The 26496-nt window shown below is 70.0% G+C and carries 25 protein-coding genes, 2 pseudogenes and 1 riboswitch; of the genes and pseudogenes, 12 read left to right on the plus strand and 15 right to left on the minus strand.

The window, feature by feature from the left end; genetic code table 11:
* The first annotated feature begins 198 nt into the window (after positions 1-198).
* The 4 genes from AB0K00_RS55535 (at position 199) to AB0K00_RS55550 (ending at position 4316) form a co-directional block, all read left to right on the plus strand.
* The gene (locus AB0K00_RS55535; protein ID WP_363539399.1) at positions 199-1260 is read left to right on the plus strand and encodes a hypothetical protein; all 1062 of its coding nucleotides are present in this window, start codon (positions 199-201) and stop codon (positions 1258-1260) included.
* A gap of 298 nt (positions 1261-1558) precedes the next feature.
* Positions 1559-2599 (plus strand): hypothetical protein, encoded by a 1041-nt coding sequence (locus tag AB0K00_RS55540; RefSeq protein WP_363539401.1) that lies wholly within the window; start codon positions 1559-1561, stop codon positions 2597-2599.
* Positions 2596-3501 (plus strand): ATP-binding cassette domain-containing protein, encoded by a 906-nt coding sequence (locus tag AB0K00_RS55545; protein WP_363539403.1) that lies wholly within the window; start codon positions 2596-2598, stop codon positions 3499-3501. Before AB0K00_RS55540 ends, AB0K00_RS55545 begins: the two co-directional genes overlap by 4 nt.
* A complete protein-coding gene (locus AB0K00_RS55550; RefSeq protein WP_363539405.1) occupies positions 3498-4316 on the plus strand; it encodes an ABC transporter permease in 819 nt (272 codons plus the stop codon). Before AB0K00_RS55545 ends, AB0K00_RS55550 begins: the two co-directional genes overlap by 4 nt.
* Positions 4317-4326: 10 nt before the next feature.
* Here the strand turns inward: AB0K00_RS55550 and AB0K00_RS55555 are convergent, their stop codons facing one another.
* Complete coding sequence (locus tag AB0K00_RS55555) at positions 4327-5082, minus strand: alpha/beta fold hydrolase (protein WP_363539407.1); 756 nt, start codon at positions 5080-5082, stop codon at positions 4327-4329.
* A gap of 130 nt (positions 5083-5212) precedes the next feature.
* Between AB0K00_RS55555 and AB0K00_RS55560 the strand changes: the two genes are divergently transcribed.
* A complete protein-coding gene (locus AB0K00_RS55560; RefSeq protein WP_363539409.1) occupies positions 5213-5482 on the plus strand; it encodes a hypothetical protein in 270 nt (89 codons plus the stop codon).
* Between the two features lie 308 nt (positions 5483-5790).
* On the opposite strand, the gene AB0K00_RS55565 is transcribed toward AB0K00_RS55560, so the two are convergent.
* Positions 5791-6525, minus strand: a complete 735-nt coding sequence (locus tag AB0K00_RS55565; protein WP_363539411.1) for a hypothetical protein — start codon at positions 6523-6525, stop codon at positions 5791-5793.
* A 321-nt stretch (positions 6526-6846) separates the two neighbouring features.
* Here AB0K00_RS55565 and AB0K00_RS55570 point away from each other — a divergent pair, with 321 nt between their 5' ends.
* Both AB0K00_RS55570 and AB0K00_RS55575 read left to right on the plus strand, forming a co-directional pair.
* A complete protein-coding gene (locus tag AB0K00_RS55570) occupies positions 6847-7287 on the plus strand; it encodes a hypothetical protein (RefSeq protein ID WP_363539412.1) in 441 nt (146 codons plus the stop codon).
* Positions 7288-7395: 108 nt separating this feature from the next.
* Positions 7396-8691 carry a hypothetical protein gene (locus tag AB0K00_RS55575; RefSeq protein ID WP_363539414.1) on the plus strand — a complete coding sequence of 432 codons (1296 nt, stop codon included), beginning with the start codon at positions 7396-7398 and terminating at the stop codon, positions 8689-8691.
* A gap of 43 nt (positions 8692-8734) precedes the next feature.
* Here AB0K00_RS55575 and AB0K00_RS55580 read toward each other — a convergent pair whose 3' ends face one another.
* The 6 genes from AB0K00_RS55580 to AB0K00_RS55605 form a co-directional block, all read right to left on the minus strand.
* The gene (locus AB0K00_RS55580) at positions 8735-9172 is read right to left on the minus strand and encodes an ankyrin repeat domain-containing protein (RefSeq protein ID WP_363539416.1); all 438 of its coding nucleotides are present in this window, start codon (positions 9170-9172) and stop codon (positions 8735-8737) included.
* 131 nt (positions 9173-9303) lie between these two features.
* The gene (locus AB0K00_RS55585) at positions 9304-9636 is read right to left on the minus strand and encodes a hypothetical protein (RefSeq protein WP_363539418.1); all 333 of its coding nucleotides are present in this window, start codon (positions 9634-9636) and stop codon (positions 9304-9306) included.
* A 306-nt stretch (positions 9637-9942) separates the two neighbouring features.
* Positions 9943-10107, minus strand: coding sequence for a hypothetical protein (locus AB0K00_RS55590; protein WP_363539420.1), 165 nt, complete (start codon positions 10105-10107; stop codon positions 9943-9945).
* A 788-nt stretch (positions 10108-10895) separates the two neighbouring features.
* Positions 10896-11441 carry a DUF4240 domain-containing protein gene (locus AB0K00_RS55595; RefSeq protein WP_363539422.1) on the minus strand — a complete coding sequence of 182 codons (546 nt, stop codon included), beginning with the start codon at positions 11439-11441 and terminating at the stop codon, positions 10896-10898.
* Positions 11442-11571: 130 nt separating this feature from the next.
* The gene (locus AB0K00_RS55600) at positions 11572-11775 is read right to left on the minus strand and encodes a hypothetical protein (protein WP_363539424.1); all 204 of its coding nucleotides are present in this window, start codon (positions 11773-11775) and stop codon (positions 11572-11574) included.
* A gap of 206 nt (positions 11776-11981) precedes the next feature.
* Complete coding sequence (locus tag AB0K00_RS55605; RefSeq protein WP_363539426.1) at positions 11982-12839, minus strand: AraC family transcriptional regulator; 858 nt, start codon at positions 12837-12839, stop codon at positions 11982-11984.
* Between the two features lie 143 nt (positions 12840-12982).
* Here AB0K00_RS55605 and AB0K00_RS55610 point away from each other — a divergent pair, with 143 nt between their 5' ends.
* Positions 12983-13795 (plus strand): phytanoyl-CoA dioxygenase family protein, encoded by an 813-nt coding sequence (locus AB0K00_RS55610; RefSeq protein WP_363539428.1) that lies wholly within the window; start codon positions 12983-12985, stop codon positions 13793-13795.
* Here the strand turns inward: AB0K00_RS55610 and AB0K00_RS55615 are convergent.
* The 3 genes from AB0K00_RS55615 to AB0K00_RS55625 all read right to left on the minus strand — a co-directional run bounded on the left by AB0K00_RS55615 (position 13770) and on the right by AB0K00_RS55625 (position 15592).
* Positions 13770-14069 carry a YggT family protein gene (locus tag AB0K00_RS55615; protein ID WP_363539430.1) on the minus strand — a complete coding sequence of 100 codons (300 nt, stop codon included), beginning with the start codon at positions 14067-14069 and terminating at the stop codon, positions 13770-13772. The genes AB0K00_RS55610 and AB0K00_RS55615 overlap by 26 nt on opposite strands.
* 142 nt (positions 14070-14211) lie before the next feature.
* Positions 14212-14466 carry a hypothetical protein gene (locus AB0K00_RS55620; protein WP_363539432.1) on the minus strand — a complete coding sequence of 85 codons (255 nt, stop codon included), beginning with the start codon at positions 14464-14466 and terminating at the stop codon, positions 14212-14214.
* A 148-nt stretch (positions 14467-14614) separates the two neighbouring features.
* Complete coding sequence (locus AB0K00_RS55625) at positions 14615-15592, minus strand: pentapeptide repeat-containing protein (protein ID WP_363539434.1); 978 nt, start codon at positions 15590-15592, stop codon at positions 14615-14617.
* 114 nt (positions 15593-15706) lie between these two features.
* Between AB0K00_RS55625 and AB0K00_RS55630 the strand changes: the two are divergent.
* Both AB0K00_RS55630 and AB0K00_RS55635 read left to right on the plus strand, forming a co-directional pair.
* Positions 15707-15892 (plus strand): annotated as a pseudogene (locus AB0K00_RS55630) (hypothetical protein); the annotation flags it as partial.
* Positions 15893-16209: 317 nt separating this feature from the next.
* A complete protein-coding gene (locus tag AB0K00_RS55635) occupies positions 16210-19344 on the plus strand; it encodes a BTAD domain-containing putative transcriptional regulator (RefSeq protein ID WP_363539436.1) in 3135 nt (1044 codons plus the stop codon).
* 855 nt (positions 19345-20199) lie between these two features.
* On the opposite strand, the gene AB0K00_RS55640 is transcribed toward AB0K00_RS55635, so the two are convergent.
* Positions 20200-21633, minus strand: a complete 1434-nt coding sequence (locus AB0K00_RS55640) for an AMP-binding protein (RefSeq protein WP_363539438.1) — start codon at positions 21631-21633, stop codon at positions 20200-20202.
* A 308-nt stretch (positions 21634-21941) separates the two neighbouring features.
* Between AB0K00_RS55640 and AB0K00_RS55645 the strand changes: the two genes are divergently transcribed.
* A complete protein-coding gene (locus AB0K00_RS55645; RefSeq protein ID WP_363539440.1) occupies positions 21942-22343 on the plus strand; it encodes a cupin domain-containing protein in 402 nt (133 codons plus the stop codon).
* A gap of 42 nt (positions 22344-22385) precedes the next feature.
* Here the strand turns inward: AB0K00_RS55645 and AB0K00_RS55650 are convergent, their stop codons facing one another.
* The 3 genes and pseudogenes from AB0K00_RS55650 to AB0K00_RS55660 form a co-directional block, all read right to left on the minus strand.
* The gene (locus AB0K00_RS55650) at positions 22386-23213 is read right to left on the minus strand and encodes a hypothetical protein (protein ID WP_363539442.1); all 828 of its coding nucleotides are present in this window, start codon (positions 23211-23213) and stop codon (positions 22386-22388) included.
* A 472-nt stretch (positions 23214-23685) separates the two neighbouring features.
* A riboswitch (cyclic di-AMP (ydaO/yuaA leader) is annotated at positions 23686-23829 on the minus strand.
* Positions 23830-24100: 271 nt separating this feature from the next.
* Positions 24101-25345, minus strand: a complete 1245-nt coding sequence (locus tag AB0K00_RS55655; protein ID WP_363539444.1) for a D-alanyl-D-alanine carboxypeptidase — start codon at positions 25343-25345, stop codon at positions 24101-24103.
* Between the two features lie 318 nt (positions 25346-25663).
* Positions 25664-25866: pseudogene (locus AB0K00_RS55660) on the minus strand (DDE-type integrase/transposase/recombinase); the annotation flags it as partial.
* Between the two features lie 92 nt (positions 25867-25958).
* Between AB0K00_RS55660 and AB0K00_RS55665 the strand changes: the two are divergent.
* Positions 25959-26459 (plus strand): hypothetical protein, encoded by a 501-nt coding sequence (locus tag AB0K00_RS55665; RefSeq protein WP_363539446.1) that lies wholly within the window; start codon positions 25959-25961, stop codon positions 26457-26459.
* Positions 26460-26496 lie beyond the last annotated feature (37 nt).

Consider the following 26496-nt stretch of genomic DNA (forward strand, 5'->3'; position numbering starts at 1 on the left):
AAGTGGGCAGCCGAATGTGAGAGCTACCCCGCCGATCACCTCGACCAAGCCTGGCCGGGCTGCGGTCGTACCGCCAATTAGATAAGTAGCCGATGTCCGCGCACCTGATCTTGTCGCTGTCAGCGCATCGGTTGTTGGTGATCCCGGTGGCTGCTGGCTGGCATGCGCCGTCGCCGTGGCGTAGGCCAGAATGGCACTGTGTCATACGATCTTGCGGTCTGGGAGGGTGACCGGCCGGCGGACGACGTTGTCGCGGCGGCTGAGTTCAAGCGGCTGTACGACCGCTACATGGGGTCTGCTGCGCCTGTCGAGCCCACCGCGCGGATCGCCGCGTACGTGGCTGCGTTGCTGGCCCGCTTTCCGGACATTGGTACGGACGCCGGCGAGGACAGCCCGTGGTCCACCGCTCCGCTGATGGGCGAGGCCCGCGGCCCACTGGTGTACTTCCCCATGGTGCTGGGCTGGGCCGACGAGGTTTCGGCGTGGGCCGCTCAACTCGCCGGCGTCCACGGTCTGAACTGCTACGACCCTCAGCTGAATCAGCTGCGTCTGCCGGTTGACGGGGTGCCGGAACCTGTCGTCGACAGGCGTGCGGTGCGGGACGCCGCCGTGCGGCGGCTGACCGGTTCGATGTTCGGTCGTAGATGGCAGGCGACGCGGTCTTCCCGCACCAATGCGGCCTTCGCCCAGCGTCAGCCGGGCGGCCTGGTGTTCTCCCTCAGCCTGAACCCCTCGATCGGCTCTCGAGGCGTCACCTTCAGCCCCGTCGTCGCGGCGGGTCACCTGGAGCTGGGCCGGCTCTGCGATGCGTTCATGGGTCGTCGGCCGGAGGAAGGGCTAGGGGTTGCTGTCGGGACGGCCGCCGGACTGCAGGATCTGCTGTACGCCGACGGTATTTCTGTCGCGTCCTTGACCCGGTGGGCGATCCACTCGGAGAACGAGGTGGATTCGGGTAGCGACGTCCTGCTCAAGGACCTCGACACGTACGGGATGCCGTTCCTGGAGCAGTTCACCGGGCTCGGTGATGTGATCACTTGGACGTACGCCAACCGGGGTTACCAGGCCCGGGACGGCATCCTGGCCGTCGCCTGCGCTCTGGACGGCAGGGAAGGCGAAGCCGTCGCAGCGATCGAGGACTACGCCGCGTACGGCGCGGACCAGGTGGGCCGGATGCTCGAACAGACAACCGGATTCGTTCAACGCTTCGTCGACCACTTCAGCATCGGCGCCGACGCTCTACGGCGATTGCCCAGCGCCTAACCGATCCGAACCGGTGAAGATCTCAAGAGTCAGCTTCGAACGCACTCTCATGGCCGCGCTTCGTGCGCGACCCTCACGCTCCGTACGACAAGCGCTGGTCCGGATGCCGATGATCGGCGCCTTGCTGTCGATCGGCCCGCACGATGTCCTCTTCCGCCTCGGGCGCAGCTTGCTGGCCCACAGATCCAGACCAAAGTAGGCCAGTCCCTGCCTGTCGAGCGCCGCAACGGCAGCGCCGTCCGGCCACATTCCGCGGCGGGATTCGTCGCTTACGACCGAGCGACATACCTTGGGCGAGGTGAGACGCTGGGTGCTCGTCGCCGCCGTGATCGCGGCCCTGGTCGCGGTGCCGGTCGTGCGCGCCAGTCTGCCGGTCAGTGCCCCGCGCGTCGACCCCGCCGAGTTGCGCGACCGCATCCTGGCCTCGGCCGGGGTGCCCTACCAGGGCTACGCCGACACGCAGGGCAGCGTCATCCTGCCGGCGCTGCCCCAGCTGGGCGAGGTCACCCAACTGTTCGGCGGCGGCACCAGCATGCGGGTCTGGCGGGCGACGGCCGACTCCTGGCGGGTCGCGGTCCTCGACCCGGTCGGCGAGCGCGACACCTACCGCGGCGGCGGCAGCACCTACACATGGGACTTCGGCCGCAACCTGTGGACCCAGGTGGTCGGCGATCTGCCGGCCCGGCTGCCGCAGGCGTCCGATCTGCTGCCTCCGGACCTGGCCCGCCGCCTGCTGTCCGAGCCCTCGCCGGGCGATCGGCTGACCGCGCTGCCGGCCCGCCGGGTGGCCGGGATCGCCGCCGTGGGGCTGCGGTTCACTCCGGGCGACCTGGACACCACGATCAGCTGGCTCGACGTCTGGGCCGACCCCACGACCGGGCTGCCGCTGCAGGTCGAGCTGGCCGGCGTATTCACGTCGCGCTTCCTGGACCTGAGCCTGACGGCGCCGGACCCGCACGTGCTCATCCCCGACGCGGCGGCCTCCTCCGGCTTCACCACGACCACCCAGAACGACGTCACCGCGGCGCTCAACATCGTGACCAACACCCAGCTCCCCGCCGGTCTGGCCGGTCGGGCTCGGCTGCCGGGACAGGTGGGCGGGCTCGGGGTCTACGGCACCGGATTGTCCCGGTTCGTGGTCGCGCCCGTCCCCGGGCGGGTCGGGCAACGCACGCTGGACGCCGTGCGCAATGCCGGCGGTACCGCGGTCCCGGGCGGTTTCTCCGTGCGGTCCGCGGTCCTCACGGTGCTGGTCGTCCGGCCTGCCCGCCGCACCTACGTCCTCGCCGGATTCGCCAGTCCGGAGCTGCTCGCCCGCGCCGCATCGGAGCTGCGATGATCACCACAAGAGCGCTCACGAAGCGGTACGGCAAGTTCACTGCGGTGAACTCGGTCGACCTGGACGTGCCGGAGGGATCCCGGTTCGGGCTGCTCGGGCCCAACGGCTCGGGCAAGACCACGATGATCCGTATGCTGCTCGGCCTGGTCTTCGCCACCAGCGGCGAGATCACCCTGCTGGACCGGCCGGTGCCGCGCCGGCTGCACGAGGTGCTGACCGACGTGGGGGCACTGATCGAGGGCCCGGCCTTCTACGGCCACCTGCCCGGGCGGGTCAACCTGTCGCTTCTGGACGCCGCCGGCCGCTCGGTGCGGGCCTCGCGGCACCGGCGCATCGAGGAGGCCCTGGACCGGGTCGGGCTGGCCGGCATCGACCGCCGGCCGGTCCGCACGTACTCGCTCGGCATGCGGCAGCGCCTCGGGCTGGCCGCCGCGCTGCTGCGCACCCCGCGGCTGCTGATCCTCGACGAACCGACCAACGGCCTGGACCCGCAGGGCATCCACGAGATCCGGGAGCTGCTGCACGAGCTGAGCCGGGCCGGCACCACCCTGTTCCTGTCCAGCCATCTGCTGGCCGAGGTCGAGAACCTGTGCGACTGGGTCGGGATCATGGACCGGGGGCGGCTGGTCCGGCAGGACCGGCTGGCCACGATGCTGGCCCCGACCGGGCGGATCGTCGTGTACACCCCCGACGTCGACGCGGCCCGGGCCATGCTGGACGGGCACATCGAGGTCACCGCCGGGGAGCGGCTCACGATCCGGCACGCCGACGCGGCCTCGCTCAACGCCCAGCTCGTCGCCGACGGCGTGCGGGTGTTCGGGCTCGTCCAGGAGCGTTCGACGCTCGAAGAGGTGGTGCTCGCGGCGACAAGCACCGGATCGGACCGGGTGGACGCACGATGATCCTCGTGGAGCTGCGCAAGCTGTACCGCCGGCCGCGCACCTGGGTGAGCATCGCCCTGCTGTGCGCACTGCCGATCGCCGTGGCGATCTTCCTGGCCACGACCAGGATCGGCACCGGTGCCGGGCAGGGACCGGCCTTCCTGACCGCCGTGCTCGCCGATGGCTCCCTGTTTCCGGCGGCCGCCCTGGCCATCGTGCTGCCGCTGTTCCTGCCGGTGGCGGTGGCCATCGTCGGCGGCGACGCGGTCGCCGGGGAGGCCGGCGCCGGTATGCTCCGCTACCTGCTGGCCCGGCCGGTCGGCAGGACCCGGCTGTTGCTGGCGAAGCTGGCGTCGCTCGTCGTATTCGTACTGGCCGCGGTGCTCGCGGTGGTGACCACCGGATACATCGTCGGGGTCTCGTTGTTCCCGGCCCAGCCCGGCGCGGCGAGTGTGGTGGCGTCGGTGTCCGGGCCACCGCTGAGCCCGGGCCAGGTGCTGCTGCGGATCGGGGCAGCGATGCTCTACGTGGCCGTGTCGATGCTGGGCGTGGGAGCGATTGCGCTGTTCCTGTCCACGGTCACCGACTCGCCGCTGGGGGCCACGCTGGGGGCGATCGCGGCGCTGGTGGCCAGCCAGCTGTTCGTGGCCCTGGACGCGGCGATCTCGATCCGGCCCTACCTGCCGACCCGGTACTGGCTGGCCTGGATCGACTTCTTCCGCGAGCCGATCCTGTGGCGCGATATCGAGCGCGGCCTGGGCATCCAGGCGGTCTACGTGCTGGTGTTCCTGGCCCTGTCGTGGGCCAACTTCGCAACCAAAGACGTCACCAGCTAGCAGGGCTGAGCTAACAGGGCTGGGGCTGCTCCAGGGGGTCGGCACCCAGGGCGGTGACGACGAGGTCCTGCACGTACTCGTCGGTCGGGAGCTGGCCGTGGCTCACCCCGCGGTTCGGGCAGAACTGCTGGATGGGGACGTCCAGGGCGCCGTCGAGGCGGGCCGACTCCGGCGGGGTGACCGTCTGGTCCTGCTCGGTCCAGACGCTCATCCACAGCGGTGGCTGCGGCACCGGCGAGTGCAGCCCGGCCAGCAGGCTGCTGCCCGGGGCCAGCTGCTGGCACGCGAGGGGGCAGGCCTCGGGCAGGGCGGCCCCGCCGGCCGCGGCGATCGCGGCACCGTGGTGCGGCGAGCCGAGCGTCACCACGCGGCGGGCCTTATGCACGCCGTCGTGGTCCTGGACCCAGAGCCGCACGACGACCCCGCCGGCCGAGTAGCCGACCAGATCGACCGAGGAGACCGTGCGCAGGGCCGCGTCGACGGCATCGTCGAGCGTGTCGGCCTGCCGGCGCAGGTCACCGCTGCCGTCGCCGGGCAGCGCGAGCACCGTCACGGTCCGGCCGGCGCGGCGCAGGGCCCCGGCCAGCTGGTCGAGCGCGCCGGTGCCGCCGCCGTAGCCCGGCACGAGCAGCACGGTGCCCGGGCGGGCCTGGTCAGGCAGTCCCCGGGACCGATGGCCGGCGATCACGCGGACCGTGAGGGCGGCGACGAGCACCGCGGCGATCGTCGCGAGCACGGTGAACATCGCCCGGCGCCGTGGACTCATGCTCCATGTCTAGCTCACCGGTGCGCTGCACATGGACTCACGGCGGCATCATTCGAGGTGGCTGCGCTGGTCCGCGTTCATCCAGATGGCGTGCCGCAGGCTTCGCAAGTATCCCCAGTACCCTGCCCGGGTGGCTGACGGTGACCTCACGATCAAGCTCTCCCGGGATCAGGCTTTCGTGCTGTCCGACTGGCTCTACCGGATGATGGGCACGCCCGCGTTCGACAACCTGGTGAACGAGGATCGTGCGGTCTGGTCGCCGCTACACACGATCGCCGGGACACTGGACAAGTCGCTCGTCGAGATCTTCGTGCCTGACTACGCCGACCGCCTGCACCACGCTCGGGAACGGCTGCTGGACGACCTCGGCGAAATCAGCGAGCCGCCCTCCGAGCAGTGATCGGTGGCAAGCATGCACGGCACACTCATCTGCCGCCGAGCGAGCGCGCCGCCAGCCGGGCCGGTGTGACTCTCCGTATGTAGTGCGCACGCCCGGGGAAAGACCCGGCGCGTACTGAACTGCCGAGAAGCGTGCACTCGATCATGGCGTGGAGCGCCGCCTGGTTCTTCATTGCCCATTGTGCTTCGAGCAGTACATACGCGCGCAGCGGCAGCACGTGCCGCCGCGCCCCTACACGCCAAGGCGGTCGCCTGGCCCAGCAGATCGGCAACCGTACGTGACCGGCAGACGCTCGGGCAGGGGGCGGGTCAGCAGGTCCGCGCGAACCGCCCGTGGCCGCCAGTGGCGTAGTACAGGTCGGGGACACGGCCGAGCCCGGCCGCTACCGGCTTCAGGTCGGTGCAGGCGTTGGCCTGGACCGTGGCGTCGCGGGTGTCGAGGTACACGATGAACGCCCCGTGGTAGGTGTTCGCGGCGATCAGGTTCGGGTACCACGAGGCGTCGCCGAACTGCGCAGCCAGCCGGTCGTGCGTCGCCTTCTCGTCATTGATGGGGTCGCTGCCGAGCAGGAACGTGGCTGCGGCCAAGGCTGCCCCGACGACAACGAAGATCGCCAGCGCGATCCAGTACGACCGGCGGCCCGCCCCGGGCTCCCGCCCATGCTGGACGCCGTAGTGCAGTGCCGTCCCCACGGCGGTGAGCCACACCGCGACGACGGCGAACGTGCGCTCGAAGCCCAGCTCGGTCTGCGTGCCGACCTGCGAGGTCAGCATGTACGCGACGGTGGCCACGAACAGCAGCCCCAGCCCGGCCCGGACCCAGCGCGGCAGTGCGACGAGCGCGTCCCAGAGCTGGTCCCACCCCAGCTGCCCCAGCCGCCCTCCGTTGATGACGAAGAGCGCGGATCCGAACGTCAGGAACGCGGGGACGAACGGCAGCCAGAAGACCGCGTGGGCGTACGACGTGCCCGGAACGTACAGTGCAGCCAGCACGGCCACGTTGAACACCAGGCCGCACACCGACAGCAGCGGTAATTTGCGCACGACAGCACACTATGGCCACCGGCCCGTTTCCGGCCATCGCTTCAACAGCCGACTTAGATAGTCGGCGGCTACTACGCGCAGTTAGTCTTCCCGGAACGTGGGCACCGGGCGCGCCTGGTGTTCGTGATAGCCCTGCGACCGCGATCCTTAACTGCCGGGCAGCGATGCTGACCGGCGATCTTGGCATCCAGATCTGCCGCTGATGGTGCGCGGCGCCAGTCGTTGCTTGCCACTGAGAGTGACCGCCTCGGTGAGATCGAGGCGCGCTGTCCTGCCGATGAGCGGATGCCGGTGTCGGCTGTCCAATGCGACCATGACGCCATGGACGAACGGCCAGTGAGAACGGTGGCTGAACGCAGGCTCGGTTATCTTCGTGTCCTCGAAGCCCGGTCTCCGAGCACATCCGTCGAGCGGCTCTCGGTCTTGGCAACCGATGAAATACGACCGGTCAGACTGTGGACCGCCCGAAACTGGAACACTCCGCCGGAGGCGCTCAGCACGCTTGCGCAGGACGAGGATGAAACAGTCCGTTGGAACACCCTGCTGAACCCGCGGACTCCAACCGACGCACTCCAGGCGATGGCGCAACAGGAAGCCGCCACCGCTCCGGCCAACTGGTTCGTCGTCCGTCACCTCGTCGTCCACCATCCCAACACCGATTCGGCGCTGCGCGAGGAACTCTTCGCAGCCGGAGCATGCGCTAGCTGGCTCGCCGACCGATGCGTTGGCTTTCGGCCCTACCGTCGCAGGGCGCTCACCTGAGGCGTCCGCTATGCCGCCGATGGTGCGCGATGGGCGGCCCGAGCTCGTCACCGGCCGTGACCAGTTCCTGCGAGGCCGAGGCTTGCTGCCCTACCGATGTGCGCGTACGTGATCAAGGCTGAACGACTCATCGGCAGCCGTCTGGTCGACTCGTGCCGATACCAGCATCTCCAGCGACCACTCAATGCGTCGGCCGCCGGAGGATCGCGGCCTATCCTTGCCGTCGTGGTGGTGTGGTCGTACGACGTCCTGGACGACGTTGCCTGGCATCGGTTGTCGCACGCGTACGGAAGCGCGTTGGACACCCCGCGGCACCTCCGTGGCCTGACCGCCACTGATGCTGGCGTGCGGACGTCTGCGCTGTTGCATCTCTGGAACAGCGTGACACACCAGGAAACGCACTCCACCGCCACTGCTCCGGTCGCCGAACTGGTCGCACGGATGCTGACCGACCATCGCCTCGGCTGGCCGGCGGCCACGGGTGAGGAACGTTCCACGCGCACGGAACTCCTGTCGTACCTCGGTCACGTGGCGGCGTGGGCGGCCCGTTTCCAGGCGAAGCCGAACACGGTCAACTACGTGCGTCGCGATGATCTTGAAGCCGACGTCTACGACGTTGTCTGGGAGCCCGAGAACGACCCGGACTACATCGTGGTGGGACGGCTAGGGTCCGGGTGCGTGCGCAGGGCAGACGTGGTCATTCCCCTGCTGGTGCCGTGGTTGGATGCGCCGGACCCGCAGGAGCACGGTGCGGCGCTCTACGCGCTGGCGTGCTGGATCGGGCTGGCCGGCGACCAGGTACCGATACCCAGTCAGGCTCTCGAACGCTTGACAGCCGTGGCAACAGACAGCACCGCCGAGCCGGAAATCCGGATCGACTGCGTGCTGGCCCTGGCCGCCACCGGCTCCGACACAAGCGAACTGCTGGACGACGCATCGGTGGCAATCCGTACCTGCGCAGCACTGTCACCGGCGACGGCGACGGACCCCCGCGCGCTGCACGTCATCACCGCCGCGCTGATCAGTCCAGTGGAATGTAACCAGTGGCTCCGCCAACGGCCCCCGACCCCCTACGCCGAAGCGACGCTGAGCGCCCGACTGGTCGAAGCCGCGCTTCGCTGCACCGACGACTTCGAGCGACTCCTGCCGGCCGCGCTGGGTGTCGCCGCATCGGCACGGCCATGGTCGATCGACGAAACCTGGGGGCCGCTGCTCGCAGCCGCCGCCCCGGAGCCCCCGGCCACCGAGCGCCCGCTGAGCGCCGCCCAGCGCACCTACTTGTCGGCCCTCGCGGCGAACGACACCCTCTGGCGGGACCAGCAACAGGACCGCGACGAACTCCTACACGGACTCGGCCTGCCACTAGATCGGCACGAGATCCAATCGCTTGCAACAGCTCATTGAAGCGTCCGCTATGCCGCTGACGCGGCCGTCACTATCCGTACAGCTATCCTGCGGACCGCTCCGTAGGATGCGGGGAGGCGGCGGCACACAGGAGCTTCAGGGTGCTGGGATGGCCGCCGATCTCGGCCCACTCAACTGCCGTGTGCCCGCGTCCGTCGTCCTCTCGCAAGTTCGGGTCGGCGCCGCCGGTCAACAGCTCCCGCACCGTGGCGGTGTGCCCCCAGCAAGCGGCACCACACAGCGGTAGCCCTTCCTCGCCCGTACCGCTTTCCTGGTTCGGCTCCGCCCCGGCCGCCAGCAACACTCTGACATTGTCCGCCATGTCCTGCACGCTGGCCCGGTACAGCGGCGTACTCCCGCCGCGGCCGGGCATGTTCGGATCGGCGCCAGTGCGCAGCAATGCAGCCACCTGCTTGGCATCGGCCCAACTCGCTGCCTCCAACAGGTACTGCTGCAGCTTCTTGCGCCGGCGCAGCTTCACGCCACCCATTGTAGAGGAGCGGCCGACCGCACACTCCGCCGGAGTAGATCGACTCGCCCCGGCCCACGCAACGATCACTGCACGACTCTGCCGCTGTCCGGTGTACTGCGGTCCAAGCGGCGATCCGTCACTCAGGGGCGGTGTCTGGTGTCGTCCCCCGGTGTAGGCGCGGTGAGCCACCGATGGTCGTAAGCGAGGTGATCCCAGTTTCCGACCAGCCAACGTCGCCTGGCCGCGTTGGCGGTGCTCCAGAGATACCACAGTCCATCAGCCAGACGGTCACGCCGACCCGGTGCGAGCAAGCCCGGAAGGTTGTGGCAGATGTCGGCGATGGCGTTGGCGTGCTTGCGGCGCCGGGCGGCAGCTTCGGGCGATTGATCCTCTTGTCGATCTTCGGTCAGGAATCTGATTTCGACGAACGCGAGGCGGAGCAGGTCCGCTGTGGCGCGCTCCATCTCGGCCACGGCGGCTCCATCTACTTGCATCAGCGCCTCCGTCGATGGCGATCGGCAATGCTTTCCGACTCCGGTCGCCGGCGATCACGCCGGAGTTTGATCGCGTGCGCACTCATGCCGCCGTTGGTACGCGGCGGCCGGTCAGCCCCGTCACTGCCGGTAGCAGGATCGGCCAAGGCAAGGCTTCCTGTCCTTCCGATGTGCGGATGCGGGTCGGGCCGGTCGTGCGTGGACGTAGGGTGGCGCGTCGAAGATGAAGACGTCTCTCAACTCACGGCAGGTGGCTTGCGGTCGCAGGTATCGAACGCACGGCCGTCATTCGCTGTCCCGAAGCTCTGCGTCGAGTATCGTCTCGGCGATGCGTGCGGCATCGGCAGGCAGGACGGTCCTGTCATCAGCAGGGTTGGCGGTCCGGGCGGCGATGACCAGCTGCCGCAGCTGTTCCCCGAGCGCTGACGCGCCAGCCTGGTCGAGATCCATGCTGAGCCATCGAAGCCATTCCGCGATGATCCCCGCCTCGTATCCGTTCTGCCGTGTCTCTATCAAACTGCGGTCGGACAGCAGGCGAATCGCGGCCGCAAGGCGGCGACGTGGTGCGTCGTGGCCGTCCAGCGCTAGACCGCGCTGGTTGGCCGGGTGGGTGTATCCCGTCTCGGTCGGACGTGAGGACGTCGAACAGTACCGGCCCGGTTCCGGGCAGCGGCATCACCTGCGCGTCAGCGGTGATGTCCAGCCCGACGTCGACTCGGGACGCGTAGCCAGGGTCATCGACCCGAATGATCACCCGCTGTGGACCCGTCCGCGAGATCCGCTGCGTCCACCGCCCGAGCCTTTCAATGTCACCGACGAAGATCCGATAATCCTCCAACGCCAGGTCTCCGTCGAAGACAAGCGCTCCGAGTAACGGCATCGAACCTGACCAGAACGACACCCGGGTGTGACCGGCCTGGCCACGTGTCTTGACCACAACATGCCGCCCGTCGGCGTCGGCCGGTCCGTCGCCCCAGTTCAGCTCCGGCCAGCTGATCGACCCTACGACGAGCAGACCATGGTTCGCGTACACCTCGACCGCGCCTGTCAACATCTGCAGCCAGCCTCCACAACCAACGCTCGGCAGGCAGGGCGCCTGCAACCGTGGCCAGAACATAGCGCGAGCCGGCGAGGCCGCCTGGTCGGGCGCACACATCTGCCGCGATCCGCTCGCTATCCACCGTGGCGGGGAGTTGTCCAGCCAGTGTTCTGACGTAGCCGATGAGCGCATGCGGTGATCAGCTGGCTGCGCGTTCCCACGGACGCTCGATCCACGGATTGACGTCGAGGTAGGCCGTGAGCTTGGGGAAACGTTGCCTCGTATGGTTTTCGTCGGTGAGGTCGGCCGGAGTTCCGACCGGTGTGTCGGGTCCGGAAGGCCCATCGATCGCCAAGGGAGCCCCGGTTGCGGCGATGTGCGCCTCGAGCGGAAGGCCGCAGAACCAGTCGATCCGCGCGTTGTGCCGGTCGGGCGCCAATTCGACAAGGTTGTCAGGGTCGTCCTGGACCCGACGCATGGTTTGCCGCCCATGCGACACGATCCAGTCCTGTACCGCGAGGAAATCATCATCGTCGAAGGGACCCAACAACAGCGTGGCAGCGTCCCGGATGGGCCAGCGGTAGAGCTCGTCCTGTGCTTGGAACCAGAGCTCCTCAAACTGTTCAATCTCGTCCGGAGTCAACGCGCAAAGGCGACGAAGAAGCACCTGGGCGACGCGTTCGGTGTCACTGCCCGCCTCAGCTCGGGCACCCTCGACGATGCGCCAGAAGACCGCCCACTCCACTGCCAGACCGTACCAAGCCGGTCCCGTGCCGCCGGGACGAGCCTTACGAGGCCCTATCGGTAGGTCTGAACCGGCATGATTCATGATCGGGCATCCGGATCTGCCGCTGGTCGCGCGGCGTCCCAATCGTTTACAGATGATCGCAGTACGGAGAGCAACGACGGCCAAGCGCGTGCGCGAGGTCACGCAGGAAACTGCCGAGCCGCTCGACCTCCTCGGTGGTCGGCGGAGTAAAGGGTGCGCCAGCAGCGATGTGTTCTCCGGCCTCATAGAGCGCGACATACAAATCTTCGGCAGTCGCGCGGTCGAGCCGCAGAACGATGTCGTCTGGCATGCGCACTAAGGTACTTGTGCCTCGCGCATGATGCCGTTCGGCTGGCGAAGATCAAATGCACGGTCATACCGCTGTCAACGCGCGGTTCGGCGGCCTGCTCGTCATCGTCAGTTCGACATTGAGTTCGAGCTTCGCACGAAGATGGACCGCCAGCCCCGCTCCCCCGCAGCCCGCCGACGCGGCGTGGATCGCGTTGATGCCTGAGGTCAGGATGCCGGCCGACCCTCCGTCCTGAAGTGGCGGCGGAACTCGCGCGGGCTCATCCCGGTCTGCGCGCGGAAACGACGGTTGAAGTGGGACAGGTTGGGATAGCCGCAGGCGATGGCGATCTCGCTGATCGCGGTGTCCGACTCGACGAGCCGGCGGGACGCCTCAATTAGCCGCACGTCGTTGACGTAGTCGGTGAACGTGCGGCCCGTGTGGCGCCGGAAGAACCGGCTGAACGCGTCGGGCGTCATCGCGATCAGTGATGCCGCCTGGCGCACCGTGACCTCCTCGGCGTAGTCGCGGCGGATCATCCCGATCACTCGGTCGATCCGGCCGCGCGCGGCGGCGTCGACCCTGGTCATGAGGGAGTGGGTGGCGAGCCTCTCGGCGGGCTGATCGGCGAGCGACACGAGGATGTCGAGGAGGGCGAGCGTGCGCCGGGCCGGGTCGAGGCCGCCGATGTCGACCATGGTGGCCGCGGCCGCCACGGCGCCCGCGCCGAAGCGCAGGCCGAACGCGGAGCGGGCCAGGAGTTGCTGGACACGGTGAAACTCGGGGCGCCCGAAGAACCCGGCACCGAAGGCGTCGTGTTGGAACTGCAGTGTGACGGCCTCGTGCCTGCCGGCCGGGCCCGACGCCCACGTGTGTGGCGTCTGCGCACCCACCAGCACCAGGTCGCCGGGGCCATAGTCGGCAACGCGGTCGCCGACGTAGCGGCGGCCCGAGCCGGCGACGATCAGGGTCAGCTCGTATTCCGGGTGGTAGTGCCAGTCGAAGGCGAACCGGGGCTCCGCGCGGACCCCCAGGTGCCACGACTGGTAGGGCGACGACGGCACATGCTCCAACGACGGACGCATGCGCGGACGGTACCCTGCCGGCCGTTGCGGCGCCGTCCGCAGCACAGATCGGCCGGCAGAGTATCGGTTCTGGCCGCCGCAGGCGTGGCGGCCCATCACTCTCCCGCCGACACTGGGTCGGCAACCGCTGATGGGAGGCTTCGATGACCATCTCCACCGAGCTGGACCGGCACTACGCCGTCAGCCTGGACGACGTCGACCGCTACGCCGCCGACGGTTACGTCAAACTGCGCGGCGTGCTCAGCGCCGACGTCGTCGCACACTACGAACCGGAAATCACCGAGCAGGTCATCCGACTCAACACCCAGCACCTGCCCCTGTCCGAACGCGACACCTACAGCCGAGCCTTCCTTCAGGTGGGGAACCTGTGGCGGCACAGCGAGAAGGTGCGCGAGTTCGCCTTCTCCAGGCGCATGGCCGGGATCGCCGCCCAGCTGCTCCAGGTGCCGGCCGTGCGGCTCTACCACGACCAAGCGCTCTACAAGGAGGCCGGTGGTGGCTTCACACCGTGGCACGTCGACCAGCATTACTGGCCGCTCTCCACTGATCGCACCGTGACGGTCTGGATACCCCTCCAGGACACCCCGATGGAACTCGGCCCGCTGACGTTCGCAGCCGGCAGCCACCGCTCCGGCTACGGCCGTGAGATGGAGATCAGCGACGAGTCGGAGGCCCAGCTCAACGCCTTCGTCGCCGAGGCCGGCTACCGCGTCGACGACTCGCCGTTTGCCGTCGGTGACGTCAGCTTCCACTCCGGTTGGACGATCCACCGCGCGCCCGGCAACACCAGCGCGACGCCGCGCCGGGTGATGACCGTGATCTACATGGACGCCGCGATCCGGGTGGCGCGACCGACCAACCGCTATCAGGAGAACGACCTCGCGGCGTGGCTCGACAGCCGGCCGGTCGGTAGGGTCGCGGACGGCCCGCTCAACCCGGTGCTCTGGGAGAGCTGAGCTTCCCCCGTGGGCTACCCGGGCGGGTCAGCCGATCAGGGCACCGGGGCACCACGATCGCGAAGAACACGACGATGAACGCCAGGTCGATCGCGACCCCGCCGAGCCACAGCGGCGGAACGACTCGGCGGACCGGGGCGGGGATCGGCTCGGTGACTGCTCGTACGCTCGTGGACAGGCGCGAGCGGATCGAGTTGGCCGGCGCCGGGCCGGCCAACTCCACGCTCCAGTCGAGCACTAAGCCCCTGATCAGCATTGCGGAGCAGAACGACACGGCGCCGAGGCGCGTCAGCGCGGGGGTGAGTCCCCGCCCGAACGGCTTCGGCCGCCGCCCGACGGCGTGTCGATCTCCCTTGCTGGCTTCTTCACCAGCAAACCGGCCCGGCGTGCATTGAGTCCCATCCAGGTATCCGTGGTCACCAGCCGGACCGCCTTGCCGCGAGGGTCTGCACCGCCACAGCCCGATCGATGATCTCCGCGTCCGGGTCCGAGAGCGGGCGGTGCGCCGGATCGCCCACCGAGGGTTGGGGCTGGCCATGCCCATCTCGTTGAACCGTGAATAACCTGCCAGACCGAATCCTCATCGGCTGGACCAGCGTCGCGATCACCGTCACGCTGTTCCCGCCGGCCGACGCGAGCACGACCATCGCCGGCCGCAACCTGATCGCCAAGCCGGTCCCACGTCTGGCTATCGACTCAGGAGGCAGCCCCCGTTCCGAGGCATCGATCTTGTCTCGCTCCGCAAGTCCCGCTTGCTCATCGCCATGTGTGACGGCGTGATGATGCGTCTCACGGCTGTGGAACGCGGCGAAATCGCCGTCATGGAAGGCGCAGGTCGCCGATGTGGAAGGGGTCATCGCCGGTGGAGGCGGCCGCGATGACCGCCTTCACGGCGTCGTCCGGCCAGACCGTCGACCGGGACCAGGTCGCGCCGGTCAGGAGGGTGCCGGTGAGCCGGGCCCCGGTGAGCACCGTGGCGGTCAGGTCGGCGTCGTCCAGGGTGGCAGCGGTCAGGTCGGCGCCGGCGAGGTTGGCACCGGTCAGGACGGCCGCGGTGAGGTCGGCGCGGCCGAGGTTCGCGCCGCCGAGCTCGGCGCCGGTCAGGTCGGTGCGGTAGAGGCTGGCGTCGGACAGGTCGACGTCCGGCAGGTGGGCCTGGTCCAGGTTGGCGCCGTCGAGGTCGACCGGGACCGTCCAGAAGTCGTCGGGTTCCGCGGCGCCGCGATGGCGGCGCAGGATGCGCTCGGCGGTCATGCGGACCTGCAGTTCCTGGGAGCGCTCCTGGAACTGGACGTACAGGGCGTCGTCGGCCGGGCGGTCGCCGGGGCTGGTGAACGGCATGCGGAGGTAGGCGCACACGACGCTGATGATGGTCTCGCGCTGGGCCGGGTTCAGGCGGCCGAGGCGTTCGAGGGCGTAAAGGCCAGCGAGGCGCACCGGGGCCTTTTCGCTGCCGAGCTGATCGGCGGCCTGTGCGTACAGCTCGGTGACCCGGCGCTCGACGGCGTCCTGTTCGGCCGTCGCGGCCACCTGCTGCTGGTGTTCCAGGGTCAGCTCGGTCGAGCGCTGGCGGCGGGCGGCCAGCAGGAGGGCCACGGCGCCGCCGGTGCCGATGACGGTCGCGCCGGCGGTGCGCACGGCCTCGAGATGGGCCTGGTCCTGCGGGGTGCCCTTGCCGTAGAGGACGAGCAGCGCGACCAGCAGGACCGCGCCGATGAGCACGACGATCGCTGCGCCGGCCAGGATCGCGCGGGTGCTCATCGGGCGGGGCGGCTTCGGGGGGTCTCCGGTAGTCACAACCGCCCATGCTCCCAGCCGGAACGCCGAAGGAGAAATACTGGCTCCCTTGCGTTGGGCGTTGGCGTGATCGAGGCAGGCTTGAGCGGTGAAGCTGTCGATCCGTCCTCGCCCGTGGCTGCCTCCGAGGTCGGCGTTCGCTGGGTTCCGGTTCGCACCGGAGTGATCGTGGTCGCGGTCCGCTGGTATCTGCGCTACAACCTCTCCTGCCGCGACGTCGAAGAGTTGCTGGTCGAGCGCGGCGTCGAGGTCGACCACGTGACCGTCTACCGGTGGGTGCAACGGTTCACGCCGCTGCTGGCCGACGCCGCCCGGTTCGCCCGCCACTCACCGGGCGATAGGTCGTTCGTCGACGCCCCGGCCGACAACGCGGGTCACGGCTGCGTTCACCGAACTCGCCGAAGCGATCTGACCGAGCCCGACACGGTTCAACACGTCTGCCGATCCCGCAATGCAACGGCGTCCTATTGCGTCATCGGCCTGCGGTGCTCAGCGGATCAGGATCAGGGGTCCGGGTTGGCGTCGGTGCGCTGCGCGCGGCCTTGCCCCGACGGTGGTGTCGAGTTTCCGGCATGATGGCCGTAGATAGGCCTTTCTACCGCGGCAGAGGTAGGTGCGTGAGTCACTTTCAGTTCCGGATCCTCGGGCCCGTCGAGATCCGGCGCGACGGGGCGACGGTGGCGCTCGGCCCGCCGAAGCAGCGCATGCTGCTGCTGGTGCTGCTGCTGCACGCCAACCAGGTGCTGTCGCTGGACCGGATCACCGACCTGCTGTGGCAGGAAGACCCGCCGCTGTCCGCGCAGGCCAACGTCCGCACCTACTGTGTTCGGCTGCGGCGGGTCCTCGCCGATCCGGACCATGCCGGCGGGACCCGGCTCGTCACCCGCCGCCCAGGGTTCCTCGTCGATGTCCACGACGGGGAGCTCGACCTGCACACGTTCGACCGGGAGTTCGGTGCCGGCCGGATGTTGCAGCAGCAGGGGGCGGTCGACGCCGCGGCCGAGCGGCTCAGCGCGGCGCTCGCGCACTGGCGAGGTCCGGCGGCTGCGGGTGTACGGCGCGACGCCGCCCTCAGCGGCCTGCTCGACACCCTCGACGAGCAGCGAGGCGACGCGGTCGAGGCGCTCGCCGCGGCCCGCCTGGCACAGGGACGCCACGCCGAGGTCGTCGCCGAGCTGCGGCGGGAGGTCGTGACCCACCCGCTGCGGGAGCGGCTGTGGGAGCTGCTGATGATCGCGCAATACCGCAGCGGCGACGCCGCCGGTGCACTGTCGACGTTTCAGCGGGCCCGGTCGGTCCTTGCCGAACGGATCGGCATCGAACCAGCCGCCGAGCTGACCCGGCTGCACGGCGCGATCCTCAACCGGGACGAGACGCTGCTGGCCGCGACGCCGACCGCGGCGGGTCCGGTGCTCGTGCCACCCCGTGAGCTGCCGCTGGACAATCCGGCGTTCGTCGAGCGTACCGCCGAACTCGACGCGATGCGCACGACGCTGCAGACGCCCGGCGGGCCTGCCGTGGTGGTCGTGCACGGACCCGGCGGGATCGGCAAGTCCACGTTCGCGGTGCGGGCGGCGCATCAGGTCTCGGCCCGGTTCCCGGACGGGCAGCTCTACGCGGACCTGCACGGCGCCGCCGCGATGCCGCCCGCCGAACCCGCCGCGGTGCTGGGCCGGTTCCTGCGCGCGCTCGGCGTGCCGGAGGTGCAGGTGCCGTCGGACCCGGAGGAGGCGGCCGGCCGGTTCCGGTCCCTGACGGCGGCCCGGCGGCTGCTGGTCGTGCTCGACAACGCCGCCGACGAGGCTCAGGTGCGGCCGTTGCTGCCGGCCGGCCCCGGGTGCGCCGCGATCGTGACCAGCCGGCGCATGCTGGTCACCCTGGAGTCCTCGCACAGCATGGCGCTCGGTGCGCTGTCCACGCAGGGCGCGCTGGCGCTGCTCGGCCGGCTGTGCGGCGCCGAGCGGGTGGCCGCGGCCGGTGCGCGCGCCGTCGAGCTGGTCCGGCAGTGCGAGCACCTGCCCCTCGCGGTGCGCATCGCCGCCGCCCGGCTGGCCGGCCGCCCCGACCGGCCCCTGGCGGCGCTCGCCGACGAGCTGCGCGAGGAGCGGCACCGGCTCAACGGGCTGCGTGCCGGCGAGCTCGCGGTCCGCACCTGCTTCCAGGTCAGCTACCAGGGGCTCGGCGATCCGACCGCGGCGCGGCTGTTCCGGCTGCTCGCCCTGGTCCGGACCCCGACGTTCGAGCCGGCCGTCGCGGCGGCGCTGCTGGACGTGTGCACCGCCGAGGCAGAGCCGGCCCTGGACCGGCTGGCCGAGGCGCACCTGCTGAGCCGCACCGGCGGGGACCGGTTCGCCATGCACGACCTGCTGCGGTGCTTCGCCGCCGAGCTCGCCGACGCCATGGAGTCCACAGTGGACCGTCAGGCTGCGGTGGCCCGTGCCCTGTCGTTCTACCTCGGCACCGTGCAGCAGGCCGTCGACGTCCTGCGCCCCAACCAGCGGCGGGAGGAGGTCCCGCAGCTCGTGGGCGCGCCGGCGAGGGTGGCCGTCACCACCCCTGCGGAAGCCCTGCACTGGCTGGACAGCGAGTGGCCCTGCCTGATCGCGGTGGCCCGGCACGTCGCCGACGGCGAGCCCGAACACGCGCGGTTCGTGCTCGGACTGTCCACGGCGACCATCCAGTACCTGCCGATGCGCGGACGCTGGGACGACATCGCCACCCTCGGCACGCTGAGCCGGCGGGTCGCGGCGGCGCTCGGCGACTGGCGGGCCGAGTCCACGGCGCGGACCATGCTGGCCATCGTGTGCCGCGAACGGGGCGAGTACGCCGCAGCCCTCGACCACCTGCACGAGGTCCTCGCCGCCCGGCGGGCCGCGCAGGACGAGCGCGGGATCGCCGCCACTCTCTCGCACCTCGGCCTCACCCACGCCCGGCGGGGTGACCCGGCCGCGGCGCTGCGATGCTTCGAGGAGAGCGCGGCGCGGTACGGCTCGGCCGGGCGGCGGCCCGCGGTCGGGATCACCCGGTATGAGGCCGGGGAGGTCCTGCTCCAGCTCGGCGACTACGAGCGGGCGCTCGGATACCTGCTGGAGAGCCTGCAGATCCGCCGCGCGGAACGGGACCTGGTCGGCGAGGGCATCACCCTGACCGGGCTCGGCAAGGCCTACGTGCGACTGGGCCGCCCCGCCCAGGGCGCCCGCCTGCTCACCCTGGGGCTGCGACGTTGCCAGGAGACCGGCGCCCAGGACAGCGCGTGGCAGGCGCTGCTGTGGCGGGCCGAGGCCTACCGGCGGCTGGACCGGCTGGACGCGGCCGTCGCGGACCTGACCGCGGCGCTCGCCGTCTGCCGCGACGCCGGCCTGCGGGTCGGTGAGGCGTACGTGCTGCGCCTGTTGGCGTCGGTGTGGCACGACTACGGCCAGGACCAGCGGGCCGAGGCGTGCCGGCGCCGGGCGGCGGTCGTGCTGGACCGGGCACCGCGGCCGGCCGGTCCGGTCGCGCCGGACGACGACTGGCCGCCGGTCAGGACAGGCGCACCGGCCCGCGAACCTCGGCGGGCCGCGCCGGCGCAACGGACGCAGCCGGTCCAGCGGCCGGACCCGGTGCAACCGCCGGACCCGGTGCAACCGCCGGACCCGGTGCAACCGCCGGACCCGGTGCAACCGCCGGACCCGGTGCAACGGACGGAGCCGGTGCAACGGACGGAGCCGGTGGCCCGAGCCAGCGGGCCCGGCGGTCAGCCGGCCGGTTGACGGGGTTGCCGAGGATCTCCGCCATGCGGCGTTCCGGGCCGAGGCGCCGCAGCAGCAGGTACCCGAGGAACGCTCCCGGTCCGAAGAACACCTGCGCCGGGATGAGCGACGGTCGGTGCCCGGCGACCGCCTCGATGACCAGCAGGGACAGCGCCGGCGCCAGCGCGCCGAAGGCGGCGACGACGACGAGCGCCACCCGCAGGCCGGTCCGGCCGTACGCCTTGTACGCGGTGACGCCGAACAGCGCGTACGCCAGCAGGTCACCCATCCCGATCACCGCGCCGAGGTCGCCGACGCGCAGCCCGGCTGACGGCGCGAACGGGTAGCCCTGGATCGCCGCCGCGAGCTTCTGGGTGATGGGGATCGCGGTCGCGAAGGTCAGGTCGTAGACGGCGAGGCCGAGCGTGAACCATGCCGCGTGCCGCAGCCGCAGGCCGCCCTGCGCGGAGAGGTTGGCCGCGGAGACCGCGATCAGCAGCACGACCACGCTGTTCACGGCGGTGAACCAGAGCGGTGCCGCGCCGGCCCGCCACGCCGCCCACGCCGCGAGGTCCGCGCCCAGCAGGCCGAGGATCAGGCCCCGCCGCAGCCAGCGGTGTGTCACGACCCGTTCGTACCCGACCGACAGCCCACCGGCGAAGACCAGCCCGAGCACCGTCGGCAGGCCCCAGCCGGGCAACGCGAGGTACGCGAACGGCAGTACCACGACGAACCCCATCATCACGAACACGTCGCCGGTTCCGAAGACCCCGACGGCCGGCCTGGCCGCCCGGACCCACCGGAAGTAGGCGGCGGCGGCCAGTGGCGCGGCCAGCGCGAAGCAGAACGTGACCAGGACCAGAAACGCCGTCCGGCTCATACGGGCTCCCCCACGAGGGTCGGGACGGGCCTGGTGAAGGTCTGCTCCAGCAGGTCGCAGCGCAGCGGCCGCAGCCGCCGGGCGTTGTCCTGCCCCATCGGGACCACCACGACCTCCGCGTCGATGCCGCGGCCGGCGAAACGTCCGGCGATCTCGCCGGTCGACAGGCCGCCCGTGTGGTCGTCCGGCACGGTGACCCGCACCCGCCCGCCCGCCTCCTCGGCGGCGAACCGCACCGGCCAGCGGGCTCCCGGGAGCGCGTCCATCACCTCCACCACGTCGCGGGGGGTGACCGGCCCGGATGCGGTGGCCAGCAGGTCGCGGGCCTTGCCGAGGATGTGCGACATCCCGGGGGTGGCCGCCAGTTCGCACGGCGGCTCGTCGGCGGCGGGGGCGCGCACCAGGTCGCGGGTGTCGTAGCGCAGTACCGGCATGCATTCGCGGTACGGGTGGTACGGGGTGACCACGAGGGTGCCGAGCCGGCCCGGTTCGGCCGGGGCGCCGGTCGCGAGGTCGATCGTCTCGGCGTACCCCATGTTCGGGTCGGGATGCAGGTGCCGGTGCGTGCAGAACCGCCCACCGACCGGCAGGACCTCGGTGGCGCCGTACGCGTCGTTGATCCGCGCGCCGAACGTGGCCTCGGCCGCCGCGACGAGCGCCGCCGACAGCACCTCGCCGCCGGCGTTGACGGTGTGCAACGCGAAGTCGTCCGGGCCCAGGCCACGCCTGCGGGCGGCGGTGACGAGCGCGCCGAGGTAGCTCGGGTACGTGTTGAGCACTGTCGCGGATCCGCATAGCCGGTCCAGGGCCTCGTCCGGCGGCACCAGCCCCACGACGCTGCAGCCGGCGCCGACCAGGCCGCACAGCTCGACGTCCTCCTGGATCGCCGCGGTCGCCCGGGAGCTGATGCTGAGCTGGACGTGGTCGTCGGGGGTGAGCTCCCCGCGCAGCACGAGCGACAGCGCGATGAGCGCCGGCCAGAGCGTGATCTCCTGCCGGGACAGCCACACCTCGACCGGGGTGCCGGTGCTGCCGGTGCTGCGGGTCGACAGGTAGGGGCGGCCGCACAGCAGGTCCCGCTGCCTGGACACCAGCTCGGCCCGGGTCATCACCGGCAGCCGGAGCAGCGTCTCGGGGGTGAGCCTGGCCGGGTCGACACCCGCGGCGGCGAACCGGTCCTGGTAGTACGGTGCGCCGACGGTGAGGTGCCGCGCGGTGCGTTGCAGCGCCCTGGTCTGCAGCTCGCGGCGCATCGTGGGGTCGGCGTAGGGTCCGTCGACCAGTTGGCCGACGTCGTCGCCGGGTGTGCCGAACTCCTCCAGCGTCGCCAGGGCGTCCCGGACCAGTCCTTGCACCACCGGGACGGAGAAGGGACGGCCGAGCACGGTGGAGAACGCCACCCGCATCTGCCGGACCGCGGTCGTGAACATCCGGCCTCCACCGGTCGACGGGCACCGGCCCGGGGCGGCACGACGCCGCCCCGGGCCGGCTTCGGGTCAGGAGGAGCTGCAGGTCGCGAAGAAGACGCCGGCCATGGCGCCGATGACGTACCTGGTGTGCTTCACCGTGCAGACGAACCGGGACATCGGTCCTCCCTCATCAATTGGGAATGATCAATGAGACTAAACACCTGCCGTACACGAAACGGATATGGCGCATACACGCCACCCGGTTCCGGCCCGTTTCGTTCCCGTGTGGGCCGGGCAGGTGGGATGTCCAGGAACGAGAAGGGGGCATCATGGCCGAGTACGAGCCGTACCAGGGCGACCTGTTCGAGGAGGTCCGGTCGAACGAGGACTTCCGCCACGTGCTGCACACGACCCGGCACACCCAGCTGGTGATCATGACGATCCCAGCCGGCGGGGAGATCGGCGAGGAGGTCCACGAGGGCATCGACCAGGTCCTGATCGCCGTCGACGGCCGGGGCACGTCGATCCTCGACGGCCGCAAGCAGCCGTTCACCGCCGGCGACGTCGTGGTCGTGCCGGAGGGCACCAGGCACAACTTCGTCAACGACGGCGACGGCCCGCTGCGGATCGCCACCGTGTACGGCCCGCCGGACCACCGTCCGGGCACCGTGCACCACACGAAGGCCGAGGCGGACCACGACGAGGGCGACGTCCCGCCACAGGACGGCTGACCCCGGTCCGAAGGCCGCGTGCCGGAGGGAACCCCGGGCGCGCTACGCCACGGCGTCGACAATCTGCTGAGCGAGGGTCTGCCACTTCGCGTAGGCGTCTGGATAGGCGGACACTTGGACGGTTTGCGCCGCTACGGTGATCTGCAGTTGCTCCCAGCCGGGGATCTTCGCCAGCGCGGAGTAGAAGCGGCGCGCGGATTCGTGCGGATCCATCAGCTGGGCGACGGTCCCCCAGTTGGGTCGCTGCTGGAAGAGCCCGACCGAATCGTGGTCGTACCCGACGCCTTCGTTCGGGTGCTTCAACGACTCCGGCAGGTTCGCATTCGCGAGGTTTCTCAGATGGCTTTCCTGTAACGCGGTGGCGATCGCCACCACGAACGCGCGTCGGGGCAGTTTCAGTTGCTGGCCGGCTTCGATGATGGCCACGGCGTTGTTCATCTCGGCCTGGGTCAGCCCGCCGACGGGGCCGCGGACGGTCGGCGACGGCGAGGACGCTGGTGACGACGACGCAGGTGCGCTCGGCTTCGTCTGCGACGGCTTCGGATGGGCCGTGGCCGTTGCGGTCGGTTGCCGGCTGGGCTGTACCTGGCCGCGTTGTTTGCTGCGGGAAGCGTCGTTCTCGGCGACCCTCGCTCGGTCCGCGGCGTCCGCCAGCGCCATGTCGGCATGTACTGCGATACCCGGGGTAGTGGGCGACGATGTCGGCAGCAAAGGCCAACCGATCCCCGTGGCGGCGATGATGGCTGCGCCGAGGTACAGCCCGATCCGGGGGCGGGCCGCGTGGCGGCCGCGGCGGGAACGTTGCAGATGACGAGGGCCGCGAACCTTCGCGGCGCTGTCCTGCTGGACCTCAGTCTCGCCGGTGGACATTCGGCCTCCCTCCGGCCGGCGCGGATCCGGTGCGGCAGCAGACCAAGAACGTCACGCTGCACATCCGGCGGCAAACCGCCGAGGCCGCCGAGGGCGGCAGCTTCCGGAGGGCGGACTGGTTTTGTTGTGCTGTGCTGTGAACAGGTGCTGCACGGGAACCTCGACATTGCATGCTGGAACGCGACGGCTGGGGCCGGCGCCGGACGGCGCGGTCGTTCTGCGTCCGGGCGGCCGGTATCGCCCCCTGCCGCCGAAGCTGGTGTCGGCAGGGGTGGTCAGCGGCACTGCCCACTAATTGTCCAAAGTGGACAGTGGTAGCTGGGTCGGTGTCGCGTCGTAGGTGTGCGGGTGTCGGCGCCGGAACGGCTACTGAACCGGACTCCGTCTCATCACCGTCGACGCCCAATGGGCGCCCGGGCCGCGGGTCGAGGTCAGGCGGCAGATGTGATGCGACGCGAGGGTTTGCACGCAGTACTCCTTCCGGCACCGCCTACCGGGTTAGCTGACGGGTTCGGGCGGGAAGCTCGCTCTACCTCGCGGCACGTGGCCCCGTGGATTCACCCCAGTTGTGCCTGGTTCCCCGGCTCGTGCGAACACGACTCAGCGGATCCACTGTGGAGTCACCCTAGGCGGTGACGGTTAGCCACAGTTGATTTCATGACCCTAGCGGGTACGCAAATGCGCGTGAAGCGTCCGACGGAAATCTAAGCGGAACGTAAGGAATCAACTACACGTTTCTGCTATCGGGCGTTCGGCAGCCCGGCGATGTGATTCGTGTATGACCGGGGGAACGGTCTCCATCGTCGACCGTTCCCCGGTGCGGCCGCCCGTGCCAGGTGCGAACCGGCGCGGTGTGTTCGGGTGACGCCACAGCAGGACGCCGGCAGTCACCCGTGCGTGATCCTCTCCCACCGGCTGGGTGGAGCGAGTGCCTGGGTGGTCTGCAGGGCGGTGGTTACGGCCGTGGCTGAGGCGGTGAGCTTGAGCGTGCCGACATGGGTCCCCGCTGCAATGTGGCGGCGCGGCATGGTGGTCACGGTATCGATCTGGTAGGCCAAGCCGGGCCAGCCGAGCACGTCCACGTCGCCGGTTGCGGCAAGGGTTGTGCTTCTGCCCATCGGTCCCCGGGCGGTCGCCACAATATCTCCGGCGCGCACGACCCGGTACTTGTGCGGCAGGCCGCTGCTGGCTTGGATCAGGCGACGGGTGGCCTCGAAGGCGTCTGCCATGTTCGGGCCGGGTGCGAGTACGGCGCCGATGATCCTGAGCCGCTGCCCTTCTGCGGAGATCTCGGCCGCGAAGAGCAGGCAGCCGCCGGCCTCATCGGTGGAGCCGGTCTTGATGCCGACGATCCCGTCCTTACCAATCTGTGTGTTGACGTTCCTGACCGGCCCGACGACGGGCAGCGTGGCCTGCGGCATCGCCACAATCTGCGCCAACACCGGCACCTGCATTGCCACCCGGCCCAGGGTGACCTGGTCGGCAGCGGTGCTGACGGTGGACGGTGCGAGCCCGGACGGGTCGGTATAGCGCGTGTCTGCCATCCCGAGGCCGGCTGCGGCCTGGTTCATTTTGGCCACGAACGCATCGCTGCTGCCGGCATCCCACCGGGCGAGGATGTGGGCGATGTTGTTGGCCGAGGGCAAAAGCAGGGCCTGGAGGGCTTGCCGTTCGGTGAGCACCTCGCCGGCCACAACCTGGACCAGCGACTGGCCGGAGGCGAGCTGAGACGGATAAGCGGCGGCCTCCTCAGCCGAGACGGTCAGCGTGGGGCCGTTCTCGTCCAGGCGCAGGGGATGATCCCGCAGGACAACGTACGCGGTCATCACCTTGGCGACGCTAGCGATCGGCACGGGTCGGGAACCACCGGAGGAGCCCAGCCGGCCGAGTCCGTCAATCTCAACCGCTGCCTGCCCGGCCTCCGGCCACGGCAACACTGGCGGAACGCCTGGGATTGCGTATGCCCGCGGCACGGTCTGCACGATCCGTGGCGCCGGCACCGGACTGACCAGCCTGAGCGTGACGAATCCGCTGGCGGCGAGCACCACGACCACCGCGGCCACAGACAGCCACAGCCCTCGACGACGAGCCTGCCGCGGTACAACCACCGGCTCCACACTGGTCTTGGTCAACTTGAACTCCCCACGGCCGATCGCCCAAATTTCAAGCCGCGGTACGAACGCGGCGTTCCGCGCTACCCGATGCGACCGCCGGCTAACGTCCCAAAGTGCCATCGACTTCATGGCCGTCGGGGAACTGGCTCGCCACAGTCGAACGTCGTGCCACTGTCCCCATATCGGCATGCCGGAAGGCGATCAGCCGGGTGGCCGGCAGCCCTGGCTACCGGCGCCTCACCCTCACCGTGCGGTCCGAGCCGGCCGGCACCGCGCTCAACGGCGCCGTTGCGTTGTGGGATCGACGACGTGTTGAACCCCGTGTCGGGTCCGCGGTCAGATCGCGAAGGCGAGTTCGGCGAACGCTGCGGCGACTCGCGTAGTCGGCGGGGCGTCGACAGCGAGTTCGTAGTGGCCGCGTCGAAGGTTCTGCATGAAGGCGTGTCCGGTGATGATCACCTGTGCTGTGTTGTCCGTTCGTAGGCCGCGCACGGTCTCAACCGTTGCTTCAGTCGACTGTGATCAGCCTCGATCGGATTGATGGCGTACTGCTCGACGTGGTGCCACGCGGACGGGACCAGCGCTCAATGCAACGAAGCCCTGGCCTTCGGGTTTCCGCACGATGTGCAGAGTGGTGCGCACGATGATGGCTGCCCACTCGACGAGCTTGCCAGCGAAGCCGCCGTCGGCGAAGACGAACCAGCACATCGACGACGCCCTGCACCACGTCGAACGGACCTGGCCCGCATTCATCGGCAAAACCATCCCTGGCGAGTACAAACCCGAGCTGGGCAGCGAACAGAGGCCACTGCACCGCCTGACCGGCGAGGACAGGATCGACAAGAACCGCCTACGAGCGAAGAAGGTATGCGTCGACGTCTGGGGTGACGGCGCGGCGACACCCAACCTCAACTGCGACGAGTTCCCGTTCGCGTCCACCTACGAGGGCGCCTACTGGTCCACCACCGAAGCCGACGGCGACTCCAACGGTTGGATGCAATGGGACGGCTCCGCCCGCATGATCGGTGAAGAAGACAACCAAGACGCTGGCCGAGACTACCTGAACACCAGGTTCTACAAAGCGAACCGGATACTGGACAACGACAAGTTCTTCGTCGCCATCACCAGCTGAGCCACCGGCTTGGTGGCGCTGCCGTAGAGGCAGCGCC

Origin of the sequence: Dactylosporangium sp. NPDC049525 (assembly GCF_040676755.1) — a bacterium.
GTDB lineage: Bacteria > Actinomycetota > Actinomycetes > Mycobacteriales > Micromonosporaceae > Dactylosporangium.